16 protein-coding genes are annotated in these 19,832 nt (G+C 41.9%); 4 read left to right on the top strand and 12 right to left on the bottom strand.

The genetic code is table 11. The features are described from left to right. Positions 1–26: 26 nt before the first annotated feature. Genes ACFSTG_RS12515 through malQ form a run of 3 tightly spaced genes read left to right on the top strand, consistent with a single transcriptional unit; the run spans position 27 to position 6,611 of the window. Entirely contained in the window at positions 27–2,450 is a 2,424-nt protein-coding gene (locus ACFSTG_RS12515) for a DUF3536 domain-containing protein (protein WP_380753353.1), read from the top strand. Continuing rightward, entirely contained in the window at positions 2,450–5,098 is a 2,649-nt protein-coding gene (gene treY / locus ACFSTG_RS12510) for a malto-oligosyltrehalose synthase (protein WP_380753350.1), read from the top strand. The genes ACFSTG_RS12515 and treY overlap by 1 nt, the downstream gene beginning before the upstream one ends. Positions 5,099–5,102: 4 nt before the next feature. After that, the gene (gene malQ / locus ACFSTG_RS12505; RefSeq protein ID WP_380753347.1) at positions 5,103–6,611 is read left to right on the top strand and encodes a 4-alpha-glucanotransferase; all 1,509 of its coding nucleotides are present in this window, start codon (positions 5,103–5,105) and stop codon (positions 6,609–6,611) included. 69 nt (positions 6,612–6,680) lie between these two features. Here malQ and ACFSTG_RS12500 read toward each other — a convergent pair whose 3' ends face one another. From ACFSTG_RS12500 to ACFSTG_RS12460, 9 genes are all read right to left on the bottom strand, one after another. After that, positions 6,681–6,986 (bottom strand): four-helix bundle copper-binding protein, encoded by a 306-nt coding sequence (locus tag ACFSTG_RS12500; RefSeq protein ID WP_380753344.1) that lies wholly within the window; start codon positions 6,984–6,986, stop codon positions 6,681–6,683. A 135-nt stretch (positions 6,987–7,121) separates the two neighbouring features. Beyond that, positions 7,122–7,904, bottom strand: a complete 783-nt coding sequence (locus tag ACFSTG_RS12495) for an ABC transporter permease (protein WP_380753341.1) — start codon at positions 7,902–7,904, stop codon at positions 7,122–7,124. Beyond that, on the bottom strand, positions 7,897–8,604 hold the full coding sequence (locus ACFSTG_RS12490) for an ABC transporter ATP-binding protein (RefSeq protein WP_380753339.1): 708 nt from the start codon (positions 8,602–8,604) through the stop codon (positions 7,897–7,899). Before ACFSTG_RS12490 ends, ACFSTG_RS12495 begins: the two co-directional genes overlap by 8 nt. After that, the gene (locus ACFSTG_RS12485) at positions 8,598–9,833 is read right to left on the bottom strand and encodes a nitrous oxide reductase family maturation protein NosD (protein ID WP_380753336.1); all 1,236 of its coding nucleotides are present in this window, start codon (positions 9,831–9,833) and stop codon (positions 8,598–8,600) included. The genes ACFSTG_RS12490 and ACFSTG_RS12485 overlap by 7 nt, the downstream gene beginning before the upstream one ends. Continuing rightward, positions 9,830–10,270 carry a nitrous oxide reductase accessory protein NosL gene (locus ACFSTG_RS12480; protein WP_380753333.1) on the bottom strand — a complete coding sequence of 147 codons (441 nt, stop codon included), beginning with the start codon at positions 10,268–10,270 and terminating at the stop codon, positions 9,830–9,832. The genes ACFSTG_RS12485 and ACFSTG_RS12480 overlap by 4 nt, the downstream gene beginning before the upstream one ends. Before the next feature lie 6 nt (positions 10,271–10,276). After that, positions 10,277–10,891 carry a hypothetical protein gene (locus ACFSTG_RS12475; protein WP_380753330.1) on the bottom strand — a complete coding sequence of 205 codons (615 nt, stop codon included), beginning with the start codon at positions 10,889–10,891 and terminating at the stop codon, positions 10,277–10,279. 92 nt (positions 10,892–10,983) lie between these two features. Then, positions 10,984–12,951: a Sec-dependent nitrous-oxide reductase gene (gene nosZ, locus ACFSTG_RS12470; RefSeq protein ID WP_380753326.1), complete on the bottom strand. Its 1,968-nt coding sequence runs from the start codon at positions 12,949–12,951 to the stop codon at positions 10,984–10,986. Between the two features lie 12 nt (positions 12,952–12,963). Then, positions 12,964–13,557 (bottom strand): fasciclin domain-containing protein, encoded by a 594-nt coding sequence (locus tag ACFSTG_RS12465; protein WP_380753323.1) that lies wholly within the window; start codon positions 13,555–13,557, stop codon positions 12,964–12,966. A gap of 59 nt (positions 13,558–13,616) precedes the next feature. Then, positions 13,617–14,114 carry a c-type cytochrome gene (locus ACFSTG_RS12460; protein WP_380753320.1) on the bottom strand — a complete coding sequence of 166 codons (498 nt, stop codon included), beginning with the start codon at positions 14,112–14,114 and terminating at the stop codon, positions 13,617–13,619. A gap of 227 nt (positions 14,115–14,341) precedes the next feature. On the opposite strand from ACFSTG_RS12460, the gene ACFSTG_RS12455 reads away from it, so the two are divergent. Then, the gene (locus ACFSTG_RS12455; RefSeq protein ID WP_380753317.1) at positions 14,342–14,773 is read left to right on the top strand and encodes an RrF2 family transcriptional regulator; all 432 of its coding nucleotides are present in this window, start codon (positions 14,342–14,344) and stop codon (positions 14,771–14,773) included. A gap of 33 nt (positions 14,774–14,806) precedes the next feature. On the opposite strand, the gene ACFSTG_RS12450 is transcribed toward ACFSTG_RS12455, so the two are convergent. From ACFSTG_RS12450 to nhaA, 3 genes are all read right to left on the bottom strand, one after another. Further along, complete coding sequence (locus ACFSTG_RS12450; protein WP_380753314.1) at positions 14,807–15,994, bottom strand: acetate/propionate family kinase; 1,188 nt, start codon at positions 15,992–15,994, stop codon at positions 14,807–14,809. 92 nt (positions 15,995–16,086) lie between these two features. Continuing rightward, entirely contained in the window at positions 16,087–18,180 is a 2,094-nt protein-coding gene (gene pta, locus ACFSTG_RS12445; protein WP_380753311.1) for a phosphate acetyltransferase, read from the bottom strand. A 196-nt stretch (positions 18,181–18,376) separates the two neighbouring features. Then, positions 18,377–19,768, bottom strand: coding sequence for a Na+/H+ antiporter NhaA (gene nhaA / locus ACFSTG_RS12440; protein ID WP_380753308.1), 1,392 nt, complete (start codon positions 19,766–19,768; stop codon positions 18,377–18,379). Positions 19,769–19,832: the final 64 nt, after the last annotated feature.

The raw sequence follows: 19,832 nt of genomic DNA, 5'->3' as shown, positions 1-19,832 counted from the left end.
CCCTTTTAACAATAAACGATTGTACTATGAGTAAAAAATATATATGCATTCACGGACATTTTTATCAGCCACCACGTGAAAACCCGTGGCTGAATAAGGTAGAGGTACAGGAATCAGCTTATCCCTACCATGACTGGAATCACAGGATCAATGCGGAATGTTACATTAGAAATTCCGCTTCCCGTATCCTGGATGAAGAAGGTCGCATTGAGGCAATTATGAACAACTATGGCTGGATGAGTTTCAATATAGGACCTACTCTGCTGGCCTGGATGCAAACCGAAACCCCTGAAACCTATGATGCAATTTTAAGGGCAGATAAAGAGAGCATGGAGCTGTTTTCGGGCCATGGTTCTGCCCTGGCCCAGGCCTACAACCACCTTATTATGCCCCTGGCCAATGAACGCGACCAGGAGACCCAGGTGATCTGGGGTATAGAAGATTTCAAGTCAAGATATAAACGTGCTCCTGAAGGCATGTGGTTGGGCGAGACTGCCGTAAACACATCGGTTCTCGAAATGCTGGCAAAGCACGGGATCAAATTCACCATACTTTCTCCTTATCAGGCAAAAAGAGTGAGGAAGATTGGAACCAGGGAGTGGACTGATGCATCTGGAGCTAAAGTTGATCCCCGCAAAGCCTATACCTGCAAATTACCTTCCGGAAATAAAATAAGCCTTTTCTTTTATGATGGCCCGGCTTCGCAGGCGGTTGCATTTGAAGGTTTACTCGAAAATGGCGAACGTTTTGCCCATCGTTTAAAAGATCTTTTTGATGATCATGACGAACTTGAACTCGTGAATATCGCTACCGATGGAGAAAGTTATGGTCATCATCACAAACTTGGGGAGATGGCCCTTTCCTATTGTCTTAGCCACCTTGAAAAGGATGATGACATAAATCTTACTGTATATGGGGAATTTCTGGAAAAATTCCCTCCCAAAGATGAGGCAGAGATCATTGAAAACACTTCCTGGAGTTGTTACCACGGTGTTGAACGCTGGCGCAGCGACTGTGGCTGTAATACAGGCGGTAATGAAGGTTGGAACCAGGCGTGGCGCGCTCCGCTCAGGGAGGCTTTCGATAAGCTCAGGGAGAAACTAATCCCGCTTTATGAGCAGCAAATGGCCAAATATACTTCAGATCCCTGGGGGGTAAGGAATAGATATATACAGGTGGTACTTAACCGTGACCTCGACAATGTATCCTCTTTTTTAAAAGAGAATTTCGGGAAAGAGCTGCAGGAAGAGGATGAAATAAAGCTCTTAAAACTTCTTGAGATGCAATACCACGCTATGCTCATGTACACAAGTTGCGGTTGGTTCTTCGATGAAGTGACGGGAATTGAATCTATGCAGGATATTTTCTATGCTACTCGTGCCATACAGTTGGCAGAGGAAGTAAGTGGCGAAAAATATGAACCTGAATTCATTGAATCGCTTAAAAAAATTCCCAGTAACCTACCGGAATATGGTAATGCCCTTGCCGCCTATGAAAAGATCGTCAAGCCTATGGAGCTGGACATGATCAGGATTGGTGCACATTACGCAATTTCTTCCCTTTTTGAAGAATTTCCTGAGGAAGTCAGTCTCTATAATTTTAGTGCGGCAGTGAAAGCAAGTCATTATTATGAGGCAGGAAAACAAAAACTTATTATAGGCCACACAGAATTCCGGTCAGATATTACCTGGGAAAAAGTAGATATCTCTTATGCGGTGCTGCATATGGGAGACCATCATTTATTTGGAGGAGTACGCCAGTACATTGACGCTGTATCGCTTGAAAAACTCCAGACAGAGATGGCAGAGTTCTTTGAAAGAGGGAATGTATATGAGATCTTCAATCTAATGGATGCCCATTTTGGAACCCATAATTATTCCTTCTGGCATTTGTTTAGAGATGAACAACATCATATTATGGAATTGGTCATGGAAAAGAACCTGACGGCTGCCGAAGGAGCCATGCAACAGCTTTATGACAATACCTATCCCTTGCTTAAGACTTTTAAGGAAATTAATATGGAGGTGCCGGCAAGGCTGAAATTACCAGTTGAAATGGCCGTAAACAACCGGCTCGTAAAGGAACTTAAGAGAGACGTACTCAATTTTAGAAAACTTGAAAAACAGTTAAAATCTGCAGTGGCAATTGATGCAGATCTCGACCTGATCACATTGGATTTCCTCACAGACCAAAGACTAACCGCTCTGGTGCAGGAACTTGAACAGGACCCCGCAAACCTGCAGCTTTTACAATTAATCAACAAACTGCTGGAATTGATAGAGCTAACCCCGCTCAACCCTGAGAAATGGCAATCCCAGAACATCGTTTTTGCTATAAAAGAAAGGATATACCGGGAGATGACGGAAAAAAGCGAAGCCGGTGATGAAACAGCGGCAGAGTGGGTGGACGAGTTCAGGGCGTTGGAAGAATCTGTCAATTTGGTGATCTAATGAGAAGTCCCATCTCTACATATCGTGTGCAACTCTCGCCCGCTTTTACCTTTCAGGACTTGCAGGAGATCCTTGATTACCTGGAGCAGTTGGGGATTTCCACCATTTATTCGGCACCATTTTTTAAGGCCCGCAAAGGTAGCAGTCATGGTTATGATGTGACCGATCCTTTTTCCCTCAATAAAGAAATTGGCCGCCTGGAAACTTTCAGGAAGATCACTGAGCAATTGAAGCAAAAGAATATGGGATGGCTGCAGGATATTGTTCCCAATCACATGGCTTTTGACCCTTCCAACCAATGGTTGAGTGATATATTTGAGCTTGGCCCTGATTCTGAGTATTTCAATTATTTTGACATTGACTGGGAGAACAAAGATCAAAAGGTTTTGGCACCTTTCCTCGGAAAACCATTACCAGAGGTTCTGGAGGATAAAGACCTGGGTTTGGTTTTTAGTAAAAAGGGTTTTACCCTGAATTATTTTGACCATGCATATCCTGTGTCAGCTCGTTCCTATGAGAAGATCCTATCTTCGGAAACTGCTTTAGAATGGCAAAAGAAATTCAGGAATTTTTCAGCTCAGGAAAATGACTGGACAGACCTCAAACACCAGTTCCTGACAGATACCGAAGCTGATGATAAATTAAAAACCTCTGTCGAAGACCTGGTTGCGGAGATAAACACTTCCGAAGAAAAAATAAAAGAGGTCCTTGATCTTCAGTATTTTATTCCAACCTATTGGAAAATTACTGAAGAGGAGATCAATTACCGCAGGTTTTTCACTATCAATGATCTTATATGTCTGCGAATGGAAGACAAAAAGGTTTTTGACAGCTACCATTCCTTTATTAAACAGTTGTGCGATTCCGGTTTTATTAACGGACTGCGAATTGATCATATTGACGGACTTTTTGATCCATTAAAATATCTTGAGAATCTAAGGACACTGGTAGGTAATGATTTTTATATTATCATTGAAAAGATCCTTGAGTGGGACGAAAAACTTCCTAAACACTGGCCTGTGGAAGGAACCAGCGGTTATGGATTCCTGGCCGAAGTGAACCAGCTTTTTACCGATAATAAGAAGGGAAAGATCTTCACAGATGCATATCATAAGATCAATCCTTTAAATGAAGATTATGAAGACCTAGTTTACCATCAAAAATTATTCATTCTTAAAGAAAGAATGGGAGGGGAGTATAATAATCTTTGGAAGCTTTTAAAGAACCTTGGTTTACTTACTGAAGAAAACCTTACTGCTGACGGTAAAAATGCACTGGGGGCCTTCCTGGCAGCTTTCCCTGTATACAGGATCTATCCTCAAGAATTCCCCCTTAAAATGAAACAGAAACAGATCATTGAAACGGCTTTTTTAAGAGCGCAGTTACATGTGCCCAATCTGGAGAAGGAGTTGAATTTACTGAAAGATGTATTTCTTGGGGTAGCGACCGGGGATAAGGATAAAATGCTATACTTTCTTCAGCGGTGTCAGCAATTCACCGGCCCTCTTGCAGCCAAAGGTGGGGAAGACACCAGTTTCTATATTTTCAACAAACTCATTTCCCATAATGAGGTAGGAGATTCTCCTCAAAATTTCGGCTTGGAGATTAAAGGATTCCATCAAAGGATGGAACAGCGAGAGAACGATTTTCCTTTATCGATCAATGCTACTGCCACCCATGATACCAAAAGGGGGGAAGATGCCAGGATGAGAATTAACGTTTTAAGCGAACTGGGAGCAAAGTGGTTTGAAAAGGTAGAAGAATGGAGAGGTATAGCCAGAAGTTTCAGGAACGGGGAGGTGCCTGATGCCAATGAAGAATATTTCATTTTTCAAATGCTGGTAGGGGCCTTTCCTTTTGATCTCGAACCGGGAGAAAAGTTCCTTGAAAGATCAACTGCTTACCTGCAAAAAGTGTTAAGGGAGGCCAAAGCACATTCCTCGTGGGCCATGCCTGATGTGAACTATGAGGAATCTGTTTATCAATATTTAGAAACCCTTTTAAAAGATGAAGATTTTAAAGCTTCTTTTCTGCCGTTTCAGGAAAAACTTATGCCATATGGAGTCTTAAAATCCCTTTCCCAGGCCGTTATAAAAATAATTGCTCCCGGGATCCCGGATGTTTACCAGGGGACAGAACTTTGGGACCTGAGCTATGTTGATCCCGATAATAGACGCCCTGTAGATTACTCTTTACGGAAAAAATTCCTGTCAGAAATCCAGGATGTACATGGAGAGGGTTTTGAGGAGGTACTGGAAAAAATGAAAAATGATTATCCTTCAGGAAAAATCAAGCTCTTCTGCATTCACAAGGCTTTAAAATTGAGGAAGGAATACCAGGAAATATTTGAGGAAGGGGATTATATTCCCCTGGAACTGTCTGAAAGATTTTCTGACGAAGTGATCGGTTTTGCCCGCAGAAAAGGGGAGAAGTGGGTAGTGTTGATTGCGCCGGTACTGGTAACCGAATTATTTGATGAAAGACTTGAGCTTAAAAAAGAATTTTCCGAAGAAGTGTTGGTAAAGCTTCCAGAGGAGGTACAGGGAAATTTGCAACATCTCTTTACCTCACAAGAATTCAAATCATCCCAATTTACAGCCGGTGAACTTTTAGGGAAATTCCCAGTAACTATAATGACTAATTTTTAAAACTATGGATATAACAAGAAGCAGTGGTATCCTTCTTCATATAACTTCTTTGCCCGGGCCTTACGGAATTGGTGATCTGGGTGCAGAAGCCTACAGGTTCCTGGAGTTCCTGGAAAGCTCTGGCCATTCCTGGTGGCAGTTACTGCCGTTAAATCCTACAGATAATATTTACGCCCATTCCCCTTACAGCACTCATTCGGCTTTTGCGGGTAACCCATTACTTATAAGTCCCGAACTACTTGTAGAAGAGGGGTATCTGGATCCTGAAGAGCTTTCAGCTCCAACCGGGGTGCAGGAAGATAAGGTCAATTTTGAGGAAGTCGAGGAATATAAAAAAAAGATCCTGGAGAAAGCATGGAAGAGGTTCAAATTCACCTCGACAGGAGCAACGGGATTTGAGGAATTTTGCATGGAACACACAGTTTGGCTGGATGATTACTGCCTTTATCTGGCCCTTCGGAAAAAGTTCAATAATGTCAATTGGGTAGACTGGCCTGCAGAACTGCGGGACAGGAATCCGAAAGCTCTGAAGAAGGCAGAGAAAGAACTTTCTGAATCAATAATCAAAGAAAAATTCATCCAGTTCCTTTTTTTCCACCAGTGGTCCCGCTTGATGAAAGAAGCACATGCGAGAAATGTAAAATTATTAGGAGATGTTCCGTTCTACATTAACCATGACAGTGTAGACTGTTGGGTGAATCCGGGCTTTTTTAAACTCGATGAAAATAAACAGCCTACCCATGTTTCAGGAGTACCACCTGATCTTTTTAGTAAAACAGGTCAGCTGTGGGGTACTCCCGTATATGACTGGAAGGAGTTAAAGAACCATCATTATGAATGGTGGATCTCCCGACTCAGGCAGAACCTTTTGCTATTTGATGTGGTGCGCCTGGACCATTTTCGGGCTTTTTCGGCATACTGGGAAGTGCCGGCCACAGAAAGGACCGCGATCAAAGGGAAATGGATCAACAGCCCCGGAACCGATCTTTTTCACGTCCTCCAAAAAGAGTTTCCTGAAATGCCTTTCATTGCTGAAGATCTGGGCTCCCTCGACCAACCGGTTTATGAGCTGTTGGAGAAATTTGATTTTCCGGGAATGAAAGTATTACAGTTCGCTTTTGGGGATGACTATAATGAGAACCCATACCTGCCTTATAACCACGTGCCGCACAGTATTGTTTATACCGGCACTCACGACAACAATACCACCACGGGCTGGTTTAAAAATTTAGAAAAGGCGGTTAAGGACCACCTGCGGGAGTTTACCGGCATCAATGTTACAGAAAAAAATGTGCATTTGGTGCTGCAGCGCCTGGCATTACAGTCTGTTTCCAACCTGGCTATACTTCCCTTTCAGGACATTCTGGGACTGGGTGAGGAGGCCTTGATGAATATACCGGGGAGTACAGAGGGTAACTGGAGCTGGAGGGTAAAAGCTTCACAAATGCCCGATTCGGGAACAACAGAAGAATTGTTGAGGCTCAATAAACTTTTTGGCAGGTATAGAAGATAATTGTATAGATATTATAAGACCGGATAAACTCTGAGATCTATCCGGTCTTATAATAATGCCGCATAATTTTTAAGCAGCGTATTTTCTGCAGGCATCTGCACATTCGCGACATGCTTTGGCACATTGTCTACAGTGCTCGGTGTCATGTTTTTCGCATTCTTTTGCACAATCCTCACAAATCTGGATGCAATAATCCACCAATCCCTGGATATTATCATATTTGGTATCCAGAATATTAGCTGTTGCAGCACAAACATAGGAGCATGCACGGTCAAGCCTGATGCATTTCACCATCTTCTTTACATCGGGCTCATCCAGACAGGCGTCTGCACACCAGTTACAATAATTGATACAGTTAGATAAGCTCTTTAACATTTCCTGATTTTTCATCTTCAATAAATTTTTATGGTTAGAAATTCTTTATTTCTAATTTACCGAAGATTCGCATGAAATGGATGTAAGATGCTGTTAAACAATGGTCAACAAAGGTTAAAGTAAAGAAACACCGAGTTAGAAATCTTTTCTCCCAACAACTTTTTTAAGCCTGTAAAGAGGCGCCACTACCCAAACTATCAGCATACTAATGGAAGCCACGGCACCCAGGGGAGTACCAAAGAATTGTTTGAATACAGCACCTGTATAACTTAACAATGCCGAAATATCAAGTTTTAAAAGAATAAGGATCCTCGAAAGGTCGATAGGATTGAACATACTTGCTGCCAGAGAGAACTTATCTAACGGGTAATCCTGAAAATATACCAAAGAAAGCAGAAAGAGCCCGTCGTAGATCACCGCAAGGAATAACCAAAGCAAAATAGCATAACCAAAACCTTTTATCTTGTTCTCATTAGAGAGTGCTATATTAAAAGCAAGGGCAGAAAAGATAAGGGTAAGGAACAACCCGGTGACCAGCAACATAATGAAATCCCAGATCACAGGGGATTTGAACAAGCCATAGGCGGCAAAAGGAATACCCAGGCCAAGGATCAGACTTAAGGATAAAGAGATGGCTACCCCAAAGTACTGTCCTAAAAATATTGAACTTCGTTTTACGGGTTGGGCCAACAGGAGCTGAGTAAATTCCCGTGAATTATAGTAATACATAACACCAAAGATGGTACCTATAAGCGGTACGATCATGATGATCACATTCATTAAGGTTATAACAGCTGTTGAAAGGTCATTATTAAGGAATAACAATACGATCCCCAATAGCAGGTAAAAGAAGAAATACACATAACTCCAGCTACTTCTGGTAAGGTCAAAAAAACTATATTTTAATATCTTAAACATGATCTTCAGATAATAATTTGGCTATTGCGTGTTCAAAATCATCCTGGCCCGTACTTGTTTTTAGCTCTGATACATTTCCGTCAAAATAGATCTTGCCTTCCAGAAGGAATACGATCCTGTCTGCCACCTCTTCCACAAAATTCATGATATGGGAGGTGATAAGGATGGTTTTCCCTTTTTCCTTTTCACGCTGAATAAGCTTCCGGAGCTGTAGCATAGCCACGGGATCCAACCCTGAAGTAGGTTCATCAAGAATGATAAGGGGGCTGTCAAACATGAAACAAAGCACGAGGTTTACCTTTTGCTGGGTTCCCCCAGAAAGTTTATTCAGTTTTTTATCCAGGAAAGGTTGTAGTTTGAAGTATTCTATCAATTCCGCTTCCCTTGCCGGTTTGCCCCGCAGATCCTTGATCATGGTGATCAATTCCTGAACCTTCAGGTTACCGGGGAAGTTGGCTATTTGTGGCAAATAATCGATTTCCTGCCGGTAACTCCAACGCTTCCTTATGTTATTGCCCGAGATAACGATGTCTCCCTTATCAGGTACTACCATTCCCAGGATACTCTTTATAAGAGTGGTCTTTCCGGAGCCATTTGGCCCCAGCACCGCAATTATTCCCTGCTCTTTGATATCAAGCTCCAGCCCGTTAAGGACCGTGAGGGGTCCAAACTTCTTATGCAGGTTGTGAATACTTACCATTTTATCTTTTTCATTTGGGGAGAGTCATCGGTCAGTTCAGCCGGAGTAAAAACCGGAGACACTTTTTCTGAAAAGTCCAGTAACCCTATAAACATACTTCGTAATAATATTATGGCTTCAGGTGTTCTGTTCACCAGGTAGGAGAACAGTTTAACGGGACGGTAAGGTACATCTCCAGTTCCATCTTTATCCAGATCATACCCGGTGTAGTCACTCCAGTAATTTCTTCGGAATTCATTCTCGTTAATATTACCTGTATAGGCAACATCAAATGAATTGGAGAGAAAATTATTTTCGGTGAAAATATTTTTATAACATGCTCCCCGAATCCTTACAGCATATCCATTTCCCTTGAAGTCATTGTTGATATAATCAATCCTGTTGGTGTTATCTGCGCTTATGGCAATGGTATTGTCTTCAAAAATATTATTTTTCAGCTCAGCGTCATTTATCTCTTTCAGTAGAAGTCCGTAGGAGGCAGGACCCCAGTTCTTCCTGAATAGATTGCGGTGCATTTCAATGAATTTGGAATACATCACGGCAACCCCGGCACCGTTGTTTTCAAAGGTGTTCTCCAGGTATTTGTTATGGTCAGCAAACATGAAATGAAGACCATACCGCAAATTATTCTCACACACATTTTTCGAAATAATACAATTCTTGGAAAATTCGAGATATATCCCGTCTCTCACATCTTTGATCTCATTTTCACTTACAAAGAGATCACTTGAGTTCCACATGTGGATACCATTACCCGATTTTGCCTGGGTAATGGCTTCACTGCTAATTTTATTTTTGGATATGATCCCCTGTGAAGAACGCTCCACAAGGATCCCGAAAAAAATATTTTCGAGCCTGTTGTTCTCAATTCTAAAATTTTTTGAACCAGAAATAAGGATGGCAGCATGATCACTGGTGTGGCTGGTACCAATATTGATGATCTTAAGGCCTTCCACAGAGAAATTCTCTGATCTGATGGTCAAAGCAGTGCCTTTCATTTGGGCATCAATCACCGGATAGCCCTCACCCACAAGGTGGAGGGACTTATCAATGATCTTTATCTCATATTCCTTATAAATTCCCGGCTTGATCCTGATGGTATCTCCATTCCCAGCAAGATCTATTGCTTTTTGTATGGAGGTCACTTCACAGGAAGGGCATACTTCGATCTCCTGTGCCAAGGTTGGAAAGATTGAAAGAATAAAAAGAATAAAAATCACATTCCTCATCTCTCAGAATTTGTGCCGGGGGAATCTTTTTGAAGAAAATGATCCAGGAGTGAATCCCAGCTATGAACCTCAGTTTCCTTAAAGTTGCTGTTCTTACGATTAACTGCTGCTAAGTTGGCACCCATGGGGCTGTTGATGCTATCATTTATGATGAAAAAAGCATTTTCAACATCGATCATTTTACCGGGATCTGAAAAATCGGCTACCTGTAAAACAGCCATTTCAACCTCTTTTTGTTGAAGGTCATTCACCATACATTCAATCGCATCATACTTGAATTGTTTCCCTTTTGTGCTTACGGCACGGGCAGAGAACACCTCACTCACAATCGTCATTTCACAAAAATCACAGGCATCAGTCCCATACGCTATTGGTTTTGGTTCTGTGCTGCACGAAACCATTAACAATAAGGTTAGCAAAAGGATCACCTTCTTCATATTTATTTATTTTTTGGTTTTCACCGCACGTAAGCCTACCCACCAGGCGATCAAAGTTAAAAACATTCCCGCAAACATCATATACGCTCCTGTTCTTGGGTATGAATGTGCGGTAAAGTTCAGGATCTTTTCAGATCCCAATAATGGTGGCTTGTAATTTAAAGGGTTTCCTTCGGCATCAGTGAGTTTTATAATGGCTTTTGGATCCAGATCTGTACCGTATTCAAGTAACCAGCTATTGAAATCGTACATGCCCAGTATACCTAAAATGCCCATTAAGACAAGCCAACCCAGAAACCAGTGAGGGCTGATCTTTCCGAAGAAACCAAGAATACCCAATAAGATACCTAATCCCGCCATAGTGCCAATCACGATTGGGAAAACATTAAATTCCCACATCTCTTCAGGTTTAGGAATTTTTTTCATACCAATATAATGATTTACACCATCAATATTTTGAATGTCGAATTCTTCTTCCCCTTCAATACCGGCAATGTAAATGTCCATACCCAAAGGATCGGGATATTGAGGAGCCTCCAGCCTAATATTCCATAAAGGGTAGATAAAAAGGCCCAGCAGTAAAGCGGAACCTAAGATCATAATGATTCCTGAAATTTTCATATCGTAGAGTTTTTAAGAAAAAGAAAGCGGGTAGTTTACCCAACCCGCTTTCTAAAATTGAAGAGCTACATTTCTTAACTAATTAAACATATTTACTCTCCGTCCAGGGTCCATGTAAGCGGTGTAGCGGAATTTCTTCCGGAAACTCTCACATATCCCTGCATTTCCTGGTGAAGTGCAGAACAGAAGTCTGTACAGTAGAATGGCCAAACCCCTTCTTTCTTAGGTTCCCAGATAATTGTTTTTGTTTGTCCGGGCATGATCAACAGCTCAGATGTATTGGCACCAATCATGGCAAAACCGTGTGGTACATCGAAATCCTGCTCCAGGTTGGTAACATGGAAGTATACTTTGTCACCTACTTTAATACCTTCTATGTTATCTGGTGAAAAGTGACTTCTTACGGTTGTCATGTAAACATGAACCTCGTTTCCTTCACGAACCACTTTTGTGGCATCTTCACTTAGGGCAGCATATTTATGTTTGTTCTCATCAAGACGATAGATCTTTTTGGAATTGGCTTTCACTTTATCAGCAGAGATACCGGCAGCATAGTGAGGCTCCCCGTGAGTTGGGAAATCAAGGAGCAGTTCCATTTTATCTCCCGTGATATCATATAACTGTGCAGAGTGTTCCAATTCAGGTCCGGTAGGTAAGTACCGGTCTTTAGTGATCTTGTTCATAGAGATCATGTATTTCCCTTCAGGTTTGCGTGAGTTACCACCGGGGATCATAAGGTGTCCTACAGAATAGTAACTTGGTTGCCTGTCTAACACTTCCCATGTTCCTAATTTCCATTTTACCACTTCAGAAGAAATAAAGAAGGTGGTGTAAGCATTTCCTTTGCCGTCAAATTCAGTATGAAGTGGGCCTAAACCTCCTTCTTTAACAGTTCCTGCCAAAGTAGATTCAAAATTCAGGATGGGAATTCCATAAGCATCTCCGTCAAAATCCTGGTTCTCAATTGCCTTCAGCATTTTAGAGAAGGAGTGAACTGTAAGATCTGTTGAAAGTTTACCGTTTCCAACGATGTACTCACCAGATGGATCCACGTCACAACCGTGCGGAGATTTTGGAGTAGGCATGAAATACACAGCTCCCTCGACATCTCTTGGATCTACGGTTAATACTTTTTTCATCATAGTGGAAGTAGCGGTGTGGGTTGCATGATCAAAGACGTTATGAGCGTACTCGGCATCAATTTCTTCACCTCCGCCATTGGCAACATATTCCTGGATCTTTTTCCAGTTTACGGCAGCAATAAAATCCTTATCATTCTGCGAGGCATTTACCTCTTGAAGGGTATGGGCTTCTTCGGTATTGTAAGTGGTAAAGAAGAACCATCCGTGAGAATCACCACGACCGGGATGTGAAAGGTCATAATTGAAACCTGGCATTTTTAACTGGAAGTCGATCTTCATATGCCCCTCATCATCCACAGCGATGAAAGTAAGCGGGCCTTTGAAATTCCCTTTCATATTTGAGATAGCAACATCTTCCTGAGGATAAGGAACAGAGAAACGGGTTCCTGCCACCACATACTCGGTATTCTCAGTGACAAAAGAAGATGAGTGGTTACCTGCACTGTGAGGTATCTCAATGATCTCTTCGGTCTCAAAAGTTTCCAGACTTATACGGGCGATCCTTGGGGTATTGTTTTCATTGATAAATACCCACCGGCCATCAGTCTCTCCATTGGTTTGAGAGATATCAGGGTGGTGTGAATCTCCCCATGGAACAAATCCGAAGGAAGTATTCAACATAGGTATGGTTTCTTCAGAATATCCGTATCCGTTAGTAGGAAACTGAGAGAATACAGGGATCTCCTTCAGCATCCTTCCGGAAGGAAGACCATAAACGGTTAGGTTACCGCTATATCCCCCTGAAATGAGGGCATAAAATTCGTCATGCTCTCCCGGGGCCACATAAACCCTTTCGGCTGCATTTGATGCCATTGCCCCTCCCGAGCGTTTGTCTCCAGATTTGGCGTCATCATCTCCGCAACTAACCATTAATAAGGAAAGAATGGCAATTGATAAAATAGAACTTATTTTTTTCATTGTTTTTGTTATTTAATTTTTTGGTAATATGACTGCATCGACAACATGTACCCAGCCATTACTGGCCTTTACGGTACCTATTATTTTGGCTCCACCTACTAAAATGTCCTCACCCTCGCGGGTAATTTCTACGTTCTCGCCCGAGGCCATGTAAAGAGTACGACCTTTCTCAATGTTCTTGTTAAGCATCTCAACAGGATAATTACTTGGGGCTACGTGGTGCTTAAGGATATACGCCAGTTTTTGTTTATTTTCAGGTTTCAGAAGGTCTTCTACCGTGCCATCAGGCAGTTTGTCAAAAGCTGCATTAGTTGGAGCAAAAACTGTTAATGGTCCCACATTCACGAGGGCATTCTGCACTTCAGCAGCTTCTACCGCCGCAACCAGGGTGGTGTGATCTTCAGAGTTGATCGCAACCCGAAGAGCATTTGGAGTTTCACTCTCATCGTCAATGTAAGCCTGACCACGGTTGGAAACATTCTCTGTTGCAACTGGGGTGGCAGCATCATCTGACGGATCTTCAGCAGACTTTTCCTGCTTACAGCCTGTGAATGCCATGGTAAAAAGTCCCAGGACAAATACTAATAAAATTGATTTAGTCGTCATAATTAAAGGGTTTGGTTATAGTTTAGCCGGTAATTAAGAAGGTTAAATAGGGAAGGGGATTAGTTTTGCTGGTCAAATTGTCTAAAATATTCAAGAATGGCTCTTGCTTCTTCTTCCGAAAGATTTTGGTTAGCCATGACAGCCATATTAGATTCAATCAACAATTTTTTGGCGATGGGGTCTTCTTTGATCATCTGCTCCGGATTGAGGATCATATTCATGATCCACTCGGGAGAACGTCTCTCTGTTACTCCTGAAAGTTCAGGGCCTATGAACTTCTTATCCATTTTGTGACAGGCAGAACACATGTTTTTGAACAATTCTTCACCTTTGGTAGCCATAGCTGCGTCAATATCGGCACTTACTTCAACAGATTTTACGGGACCAATTCCCTTATTGTCAAGATCATTTACTTCTGCAGTAGTAGTTGTGGCTTCTTCAACTGTTTTCTTAGCTTCGGTGTCTGACAATTTAATTTGCTCCTTTTCTTCTTTTTCCCCACACCCTATGGCAAAAAGGATTAATAAAGCTGAAAGGATCTTAAATGTTAATTTCATGATAAAGTTTATTAATGTTATGGTGCAAAATTACGACATTTACTTTTATTAAAGATAAAAAGGTCTTAAAATATTTTATAGGATTTTTTCCTTGAACATTTACTTTATTAGGACAAATTAATCCTAAATAATACAGATAAACTATGACCAAAATCAGGAATTCTTATCTTTGGTTCCCATATATGGGCTCCCCGGGGAGCGAAAGATTCAACCTTTAATTTCCTTCTATGCTCTCAAGTTCCAGTAAATATGCAGTAAACGCGGTGCTGTACATTGCAGTTTATGCCAGTGAAGACAAAAAAATAAGGGCAGGGGAGATTGCCGAAGCTATTAAACTACCGTCTCCATTTCTTTCGAAACTTTTGCAAACGCTTTCCAGGGAAAATATCCTTTCCTCCTCAAAAGGACCCAAAGGTGGATTTTACCTTACCCCAGAAGCCAAAGAACTCGCCTTAATCGAGGTTGTGAAAAGTATAGATGGGGTAGACCGGCTGGAAGATTGCGTTCTGGGTCTTAAAAAATGCAGTTCCGAGCAACCATGCCCCGTGCATTTTGCGGTGCAACCTTTTAAGAACAGGTTTCTGCAAGAGCTTGCAGAGAACAGTATTGGTTCTTATGCCGAGAAGGTAAAAAAAGGGGAGACCTATTTATTTGTATAGACTCCCCGCTAGGATTGAATTCGTGACCGGAGTTTAAGAGATCATATTAAGAGTTTGTTTAGCTATTTCCAGTTCTTCATTGGTGGGGATTACGTAAACTTTCACTCTTGAATTCTCACTACTTATAAGCCTGTTCTCTTTTGATCGAATATCATTTTCCTTTTCATTTAGGCTTACTCCAAGGAAATCCATGTCATTGCATACCATTTTTCTAATCACATTACTGTTCTCTCCTATCCCGGCCGTGAAAACTATAGCGTCCAGTCCGTTCATTACAGCAGCATAAGCCCCAATATATTTTTTGATACGGTAGGCATTCATTTCAAGGGCGAGCTGGCATTCCCTGTTCCCTTTTTCGGCCTGGTCTTCAATATCGCGTAAATCGCTGTAACCGGTAAGCCCTAACATTCCACTTTTATGGTGTAGCAGGTCACTAACTTCCTGTGCCGAATATCCCAGCTGTTCGATCATATAAAAGATCACAGACTGGTCGATATCCCCACTGCGGGTTCCCATGATCAACCCGTTCACTGGTCCAAATCCAAGAGTGTGGTCAACACTTTGCCCATCCATAACAGCCGTCATACTGCATCCATTACCTAAATGAACGGTAACAAGTTTGGTGGTCTTCTTTCCCAGCAGTTCGTTGGCTTTTTCAGAAACATATTTGTGACTGGTACCGTGAAAACCGTAAACCTGTATGTGTTCCTTTTCGAAGAAATCATTAGGAATAGCGTAACGATTTGCCCGGGAGGGGATGGTTTGATGGAAAGCCGTGTCAAATACCGCGACTTGTTGGGCTTTTGGAAAGATCTCTTCTGCAACCTCGATCCCTTTCAGGTTAGGAGGGTTATGTAAAGGCGCCAGGGAAAACAGTTCTTTAATTTTGGATTTCACCTGCTCATTTATAATTATAGTATCTGAGAAGGAAGCACCGCCATGAACTACGCGATGGCCAATTGCGGGAATATCTGCCGGATCATTGATCACGCCATTTTCTGTGTGCATTAAATACTTGGTGACTTCCTTTAGCGCTACAGAATGATCTTCTACATGCATTTCTTCGGAAGTGGAGAACTTTTCAGACTTATAGTGAACCTTCCCCGATTCCTGCCCAATCCTTTCCACAAGGCCTGATGCCATCACTTCTTCTGAGGGCATTTTAATCAACTGAAATTTTAAAGATGAACTTCCCGAATTAATAATAAGTATATTTTTCATTTTATAGTAGTGAGTATTTAGTAGTGAGATTAGAGAATAAAAGCCCTCATATATTTATCTCCTTTAATCCTTAATCGTCAAACCTTATACATTTAAAGTCCTTGCGCTTGTATAGCAGTTAAGATCACTGTGTTGAAAACATCATCTACTGTACAACCCCGGCTAAGATCATTTACCGGCTTGTTAAGTCCCTGCAACATAGGCCCAATGGCCAGGGCTCCGGTTTCACGCTGTACTGCCTTATAAGTGTTGTTTCCGGTATTAAGGTCAGGGAAGATCAAAACACTTGCCTGGCCTGCAACTTCAGACCCCGGTAGTTTACTTTGACCTACACTTGGATCTACAGCCGCGTCATATTGAATAGGCCCTTCAACTTTAAGATCGGGTCTTTTGTCTTTTACGATCTCTGTGGCCTCCCGCACCCTGTCAACATCTTCCCCTTTCCCGGAACTTCCTGAAGAATAGGAAAGCATGGCGATCTTTGGTTCAATTCCAAAGGCTTTACTGCTCTCTGCTGAAGAGATACAGATCTCGGCAAGCTCTTCTGCGGTGGGATTGGGATTGATCGCACAGTCTCCAAAAACAGATACCCTGTCTTCAAGACACATGAAGAAGATCGATGATACCACCGAAACTCCCGGTTTTGTCTTTATGAACTGCAAAGCTGGCCTTATAGTATGCTGGGTAGTATGTGCCGCCCCGGAAACCATTCCGTCTGCATGACCTTTATGGATCATCATAGTTCCGAAGTAAGAGACATCGCTCATAAGATCACGGGCAATGTCCATATTTATATTCTTATGTTTCCTTAATTCATAAAAGGTCTTCACATAGTCATCAAAATTTTCAGAGGCTATAGGATTAATTATCTTCAGTTTATTGTAATCCATGGGGAGAGCCAGCTTCTCGATCTTCTTGTGAATAAGTTCCTCGTCTCCCAAAACAGTAATATCTACCAGGTCCATATCCAGAAGTCTCGAAGCAGCAGTGAGGATACGATCATCTGTCCCTTCCGGTAGCACAATGTGCTTCTTATGCTGCTGCGCCCTTTTTACCAGGCTGTACTGGAACATTCGGGGAGTTATTCCTTTTGGTTGAAAATTCACAAACCTCTCGATCATAGGATCAATTGAAATATATTTCTCAAAAGTATTGACAGAAGTTTCTATTTTCTGAATACTGTCAGCATAAATATTGGATTGAATCGCTCCCACACGGTTGGTAACGTTAAAGGTACCGTCTTCCACAGAAATAATGGGTACAACCTGAGAAAGACCTTCAATAAGCTTAATAATGGAATCTTCCGGAATAAGACCGCCAGTAAGGATAATCCCTGAAATTCTTGGATAATTTGTAGAGATATGGGCCTGCAAAGCTCCTAAAATGATATCGGCGCGGTCTCCCGGAGTAATGACCAGGCTCTCGTTTTTAAGATGCTTCAAGTAATTTCGCAGTTGCATGGCACCCACATTGAAACTTCCCGATTGGTTATCAAGGAATTCTTCCCCAAAAAGAATCTTTCCGTCAAGTACTTCAACGATCTCCTTTAAAGTTGGGTTTGCAAGGGTTGGAATAAGCGGGATTGCAAAGACTGCAACATCATCGGGAAGGAATTCCCGCATACCGTTTGTAGCTATTTGGAGGTTATCAAATTCGATCTTATTACTTACCATAGCCAGTACCCGGACTTCCTTCCTAATGAAGGTTTGATACGCCATCTGGAGGGTACCCATCAGAGCCTCTTTGGTTTTACCAATTCCGCTGGCTACAATAATGACAGGCAGTCCAAGGTTTTTGGCGATAAGTACATTCTCATCGAACTCAAATACACTTCCTTCACCGGAAAAGTCACTGCCTTCAACCAGTACAAAATCGAAGGAATCCTCCAGTTTTTTGTATTTTCTGATAATGGTATCAATGATCTCTCCTGACTTGCCTTCATTTCGTTTCTGAATGACCTCACTCCTTGTATAGGCATAGGCATCCTCATATTTAAGGTCCAGTTCAAAATACTTTAAAATAGTATCTACGTGATTGTCTCTTTTACCGGGTACTTCATCATTAATGATGGGCCTGAAGTATCCTACTTTTACGGTCTTTCCCAGGAGGGCTCTCATGAGTCCAAGGGAGATCATGGATTTCCCGCTGTGGGGCTCCAGAGTAGCAATATAAAGTCCTTTGTTCATAGTTTACTGAAATCTGCCACAAAAGTACAGTTATTTAAAAAGTATCTCCGCCGTTGCAGGGTTAAAAAGTCGTGAAATCTGACTAAGATCAGCAGGCGGTCCTATCAGAAGATACAGGAATAAAAGGAAGTGCAACATCCCTTTATTTCCTTCGGAAGATAACTGGAAAACCGACCGGGTTGGTCGGTTATAAACTTTACTTTAGCTCAGGCTCAAGCTTACCTGAGGTTTGGGGTTCCTTATGAGGCCGTTTTACCCTTTTTCGTTTTTCAATACCGGTGGTCTTGAGATAAAAGAACCCAATGATCCCTGCCAGGACGGAAGCCAGAAGGATCCCCGTCTTTGCCTGGGCAGCATAAATCTCATTTACAAAAGCCAGTTCAGTAATGAACAGGGACATGGTAAAACCTATAGCTCCTAAAAACCCTATTCCGTAAATATGTTTCCATTGTACCTTTTTTGGGAGTTCCGAAAGTTTAAAAAAGACCATAAGACGGGTAAAAAGCACAATACCTATAAATTTTCCTACTATAAGTCCTAGAACCACTCCTATAAGGACAGGGCTCAAAAGGGCTTCCGGAGAAGTAAAATCGAGTCGTACTCCTGCATTTGCAAAAGCAAATAGGGGGAGGATCACAAAACTTACCACTGGGTAGAGGGCATGTTCAAGACGTTGCAGCGGGGGAGTGGCATCCTGTGCCAGGGAGGCAAATTTTTCAATAGTATTGGTTACATTATCATGCTCTTCTTCCCCCGATTCCTTGATGTGCCTGGTTTTTCTTTTAATGTCGGCAGAAAGCCACCTGACTTTTCTCAGGAAGACGGGAGTGTCGATCTTTTTTCCGGTAGGAATGGTAAAGGCAGCAAGAACAGCAGCTATAGTAGCGTGAACCCCGGATAACATGATAGCCATCCATAAACCTCCTATACCCATAATTGCATAGAACCAGGTATTTCTTATTCCTATATGATTTGCAGATAACAGGATCAACAGAAAGAACGCCCCAATTGCCAGATTTTCAATGGAAAGTTCTGCAGTATAAAAAAAGGCGATCACCAATACAGCTCCAAGGTCATCAACTATTGCAATGGCAGTTAAAAAGACTTTAAGTGAAAGTGGGACCCTATCTCCCAGCAGGTATAGTATTCCTAGGGCAAAGGCAATATCTGTAGCCATAGGGATCCCCCATCCTGATATAGCTTCTGTACCGGAATTAAAAAAAAAGTAAATAAGGGCAGGAAACACCATTCCGCCCACCGCAGCCGCTATGGGTAATACCGCGCCCCTAACACTAGCAAGGTGACCATGCATGATCTCCCTTTTAAGTTCAAGCCCTACCATGAAAAAGAAAATGGACATTAGTCCGTCATTGATCCAATGTAACAGGCTTTTTTCTATGACCAGATCATTCAACCCTATATACAGATGCTGTTCCCAAAAAGAAAAATAGGTCTCACTTAAAGGGGAATTGGCAAAAATAACCGCCAGGATTGCAGAAAAAATTAAAAGTAATCCTACAGACGTTTGTTTCTCTATAAAATTCTTGATGGGTAGCAGCAGATAAACATCAAGGTGCGTTTTTTTCATGATGTGCAGGCTTTATGTTACAAAATGGTATTGGAAGGTCTTTTTACCTGCAGTGAAATTATAG

Source organism: Salinimicrobium flavum (assembly GCF_042684505.1).
GTDB lineage: Bacteria > Bacteroidota > Bacteroidia > Flavobacteriales > Flavobacteriaceae > Salinimicrobium > Salinimicrobium flavum.
The sequence above is the reverse complement of the archived record's forward strand: the minus strand, read 5'-3'. Positions and strand labels throughout refer to the sequence as shown.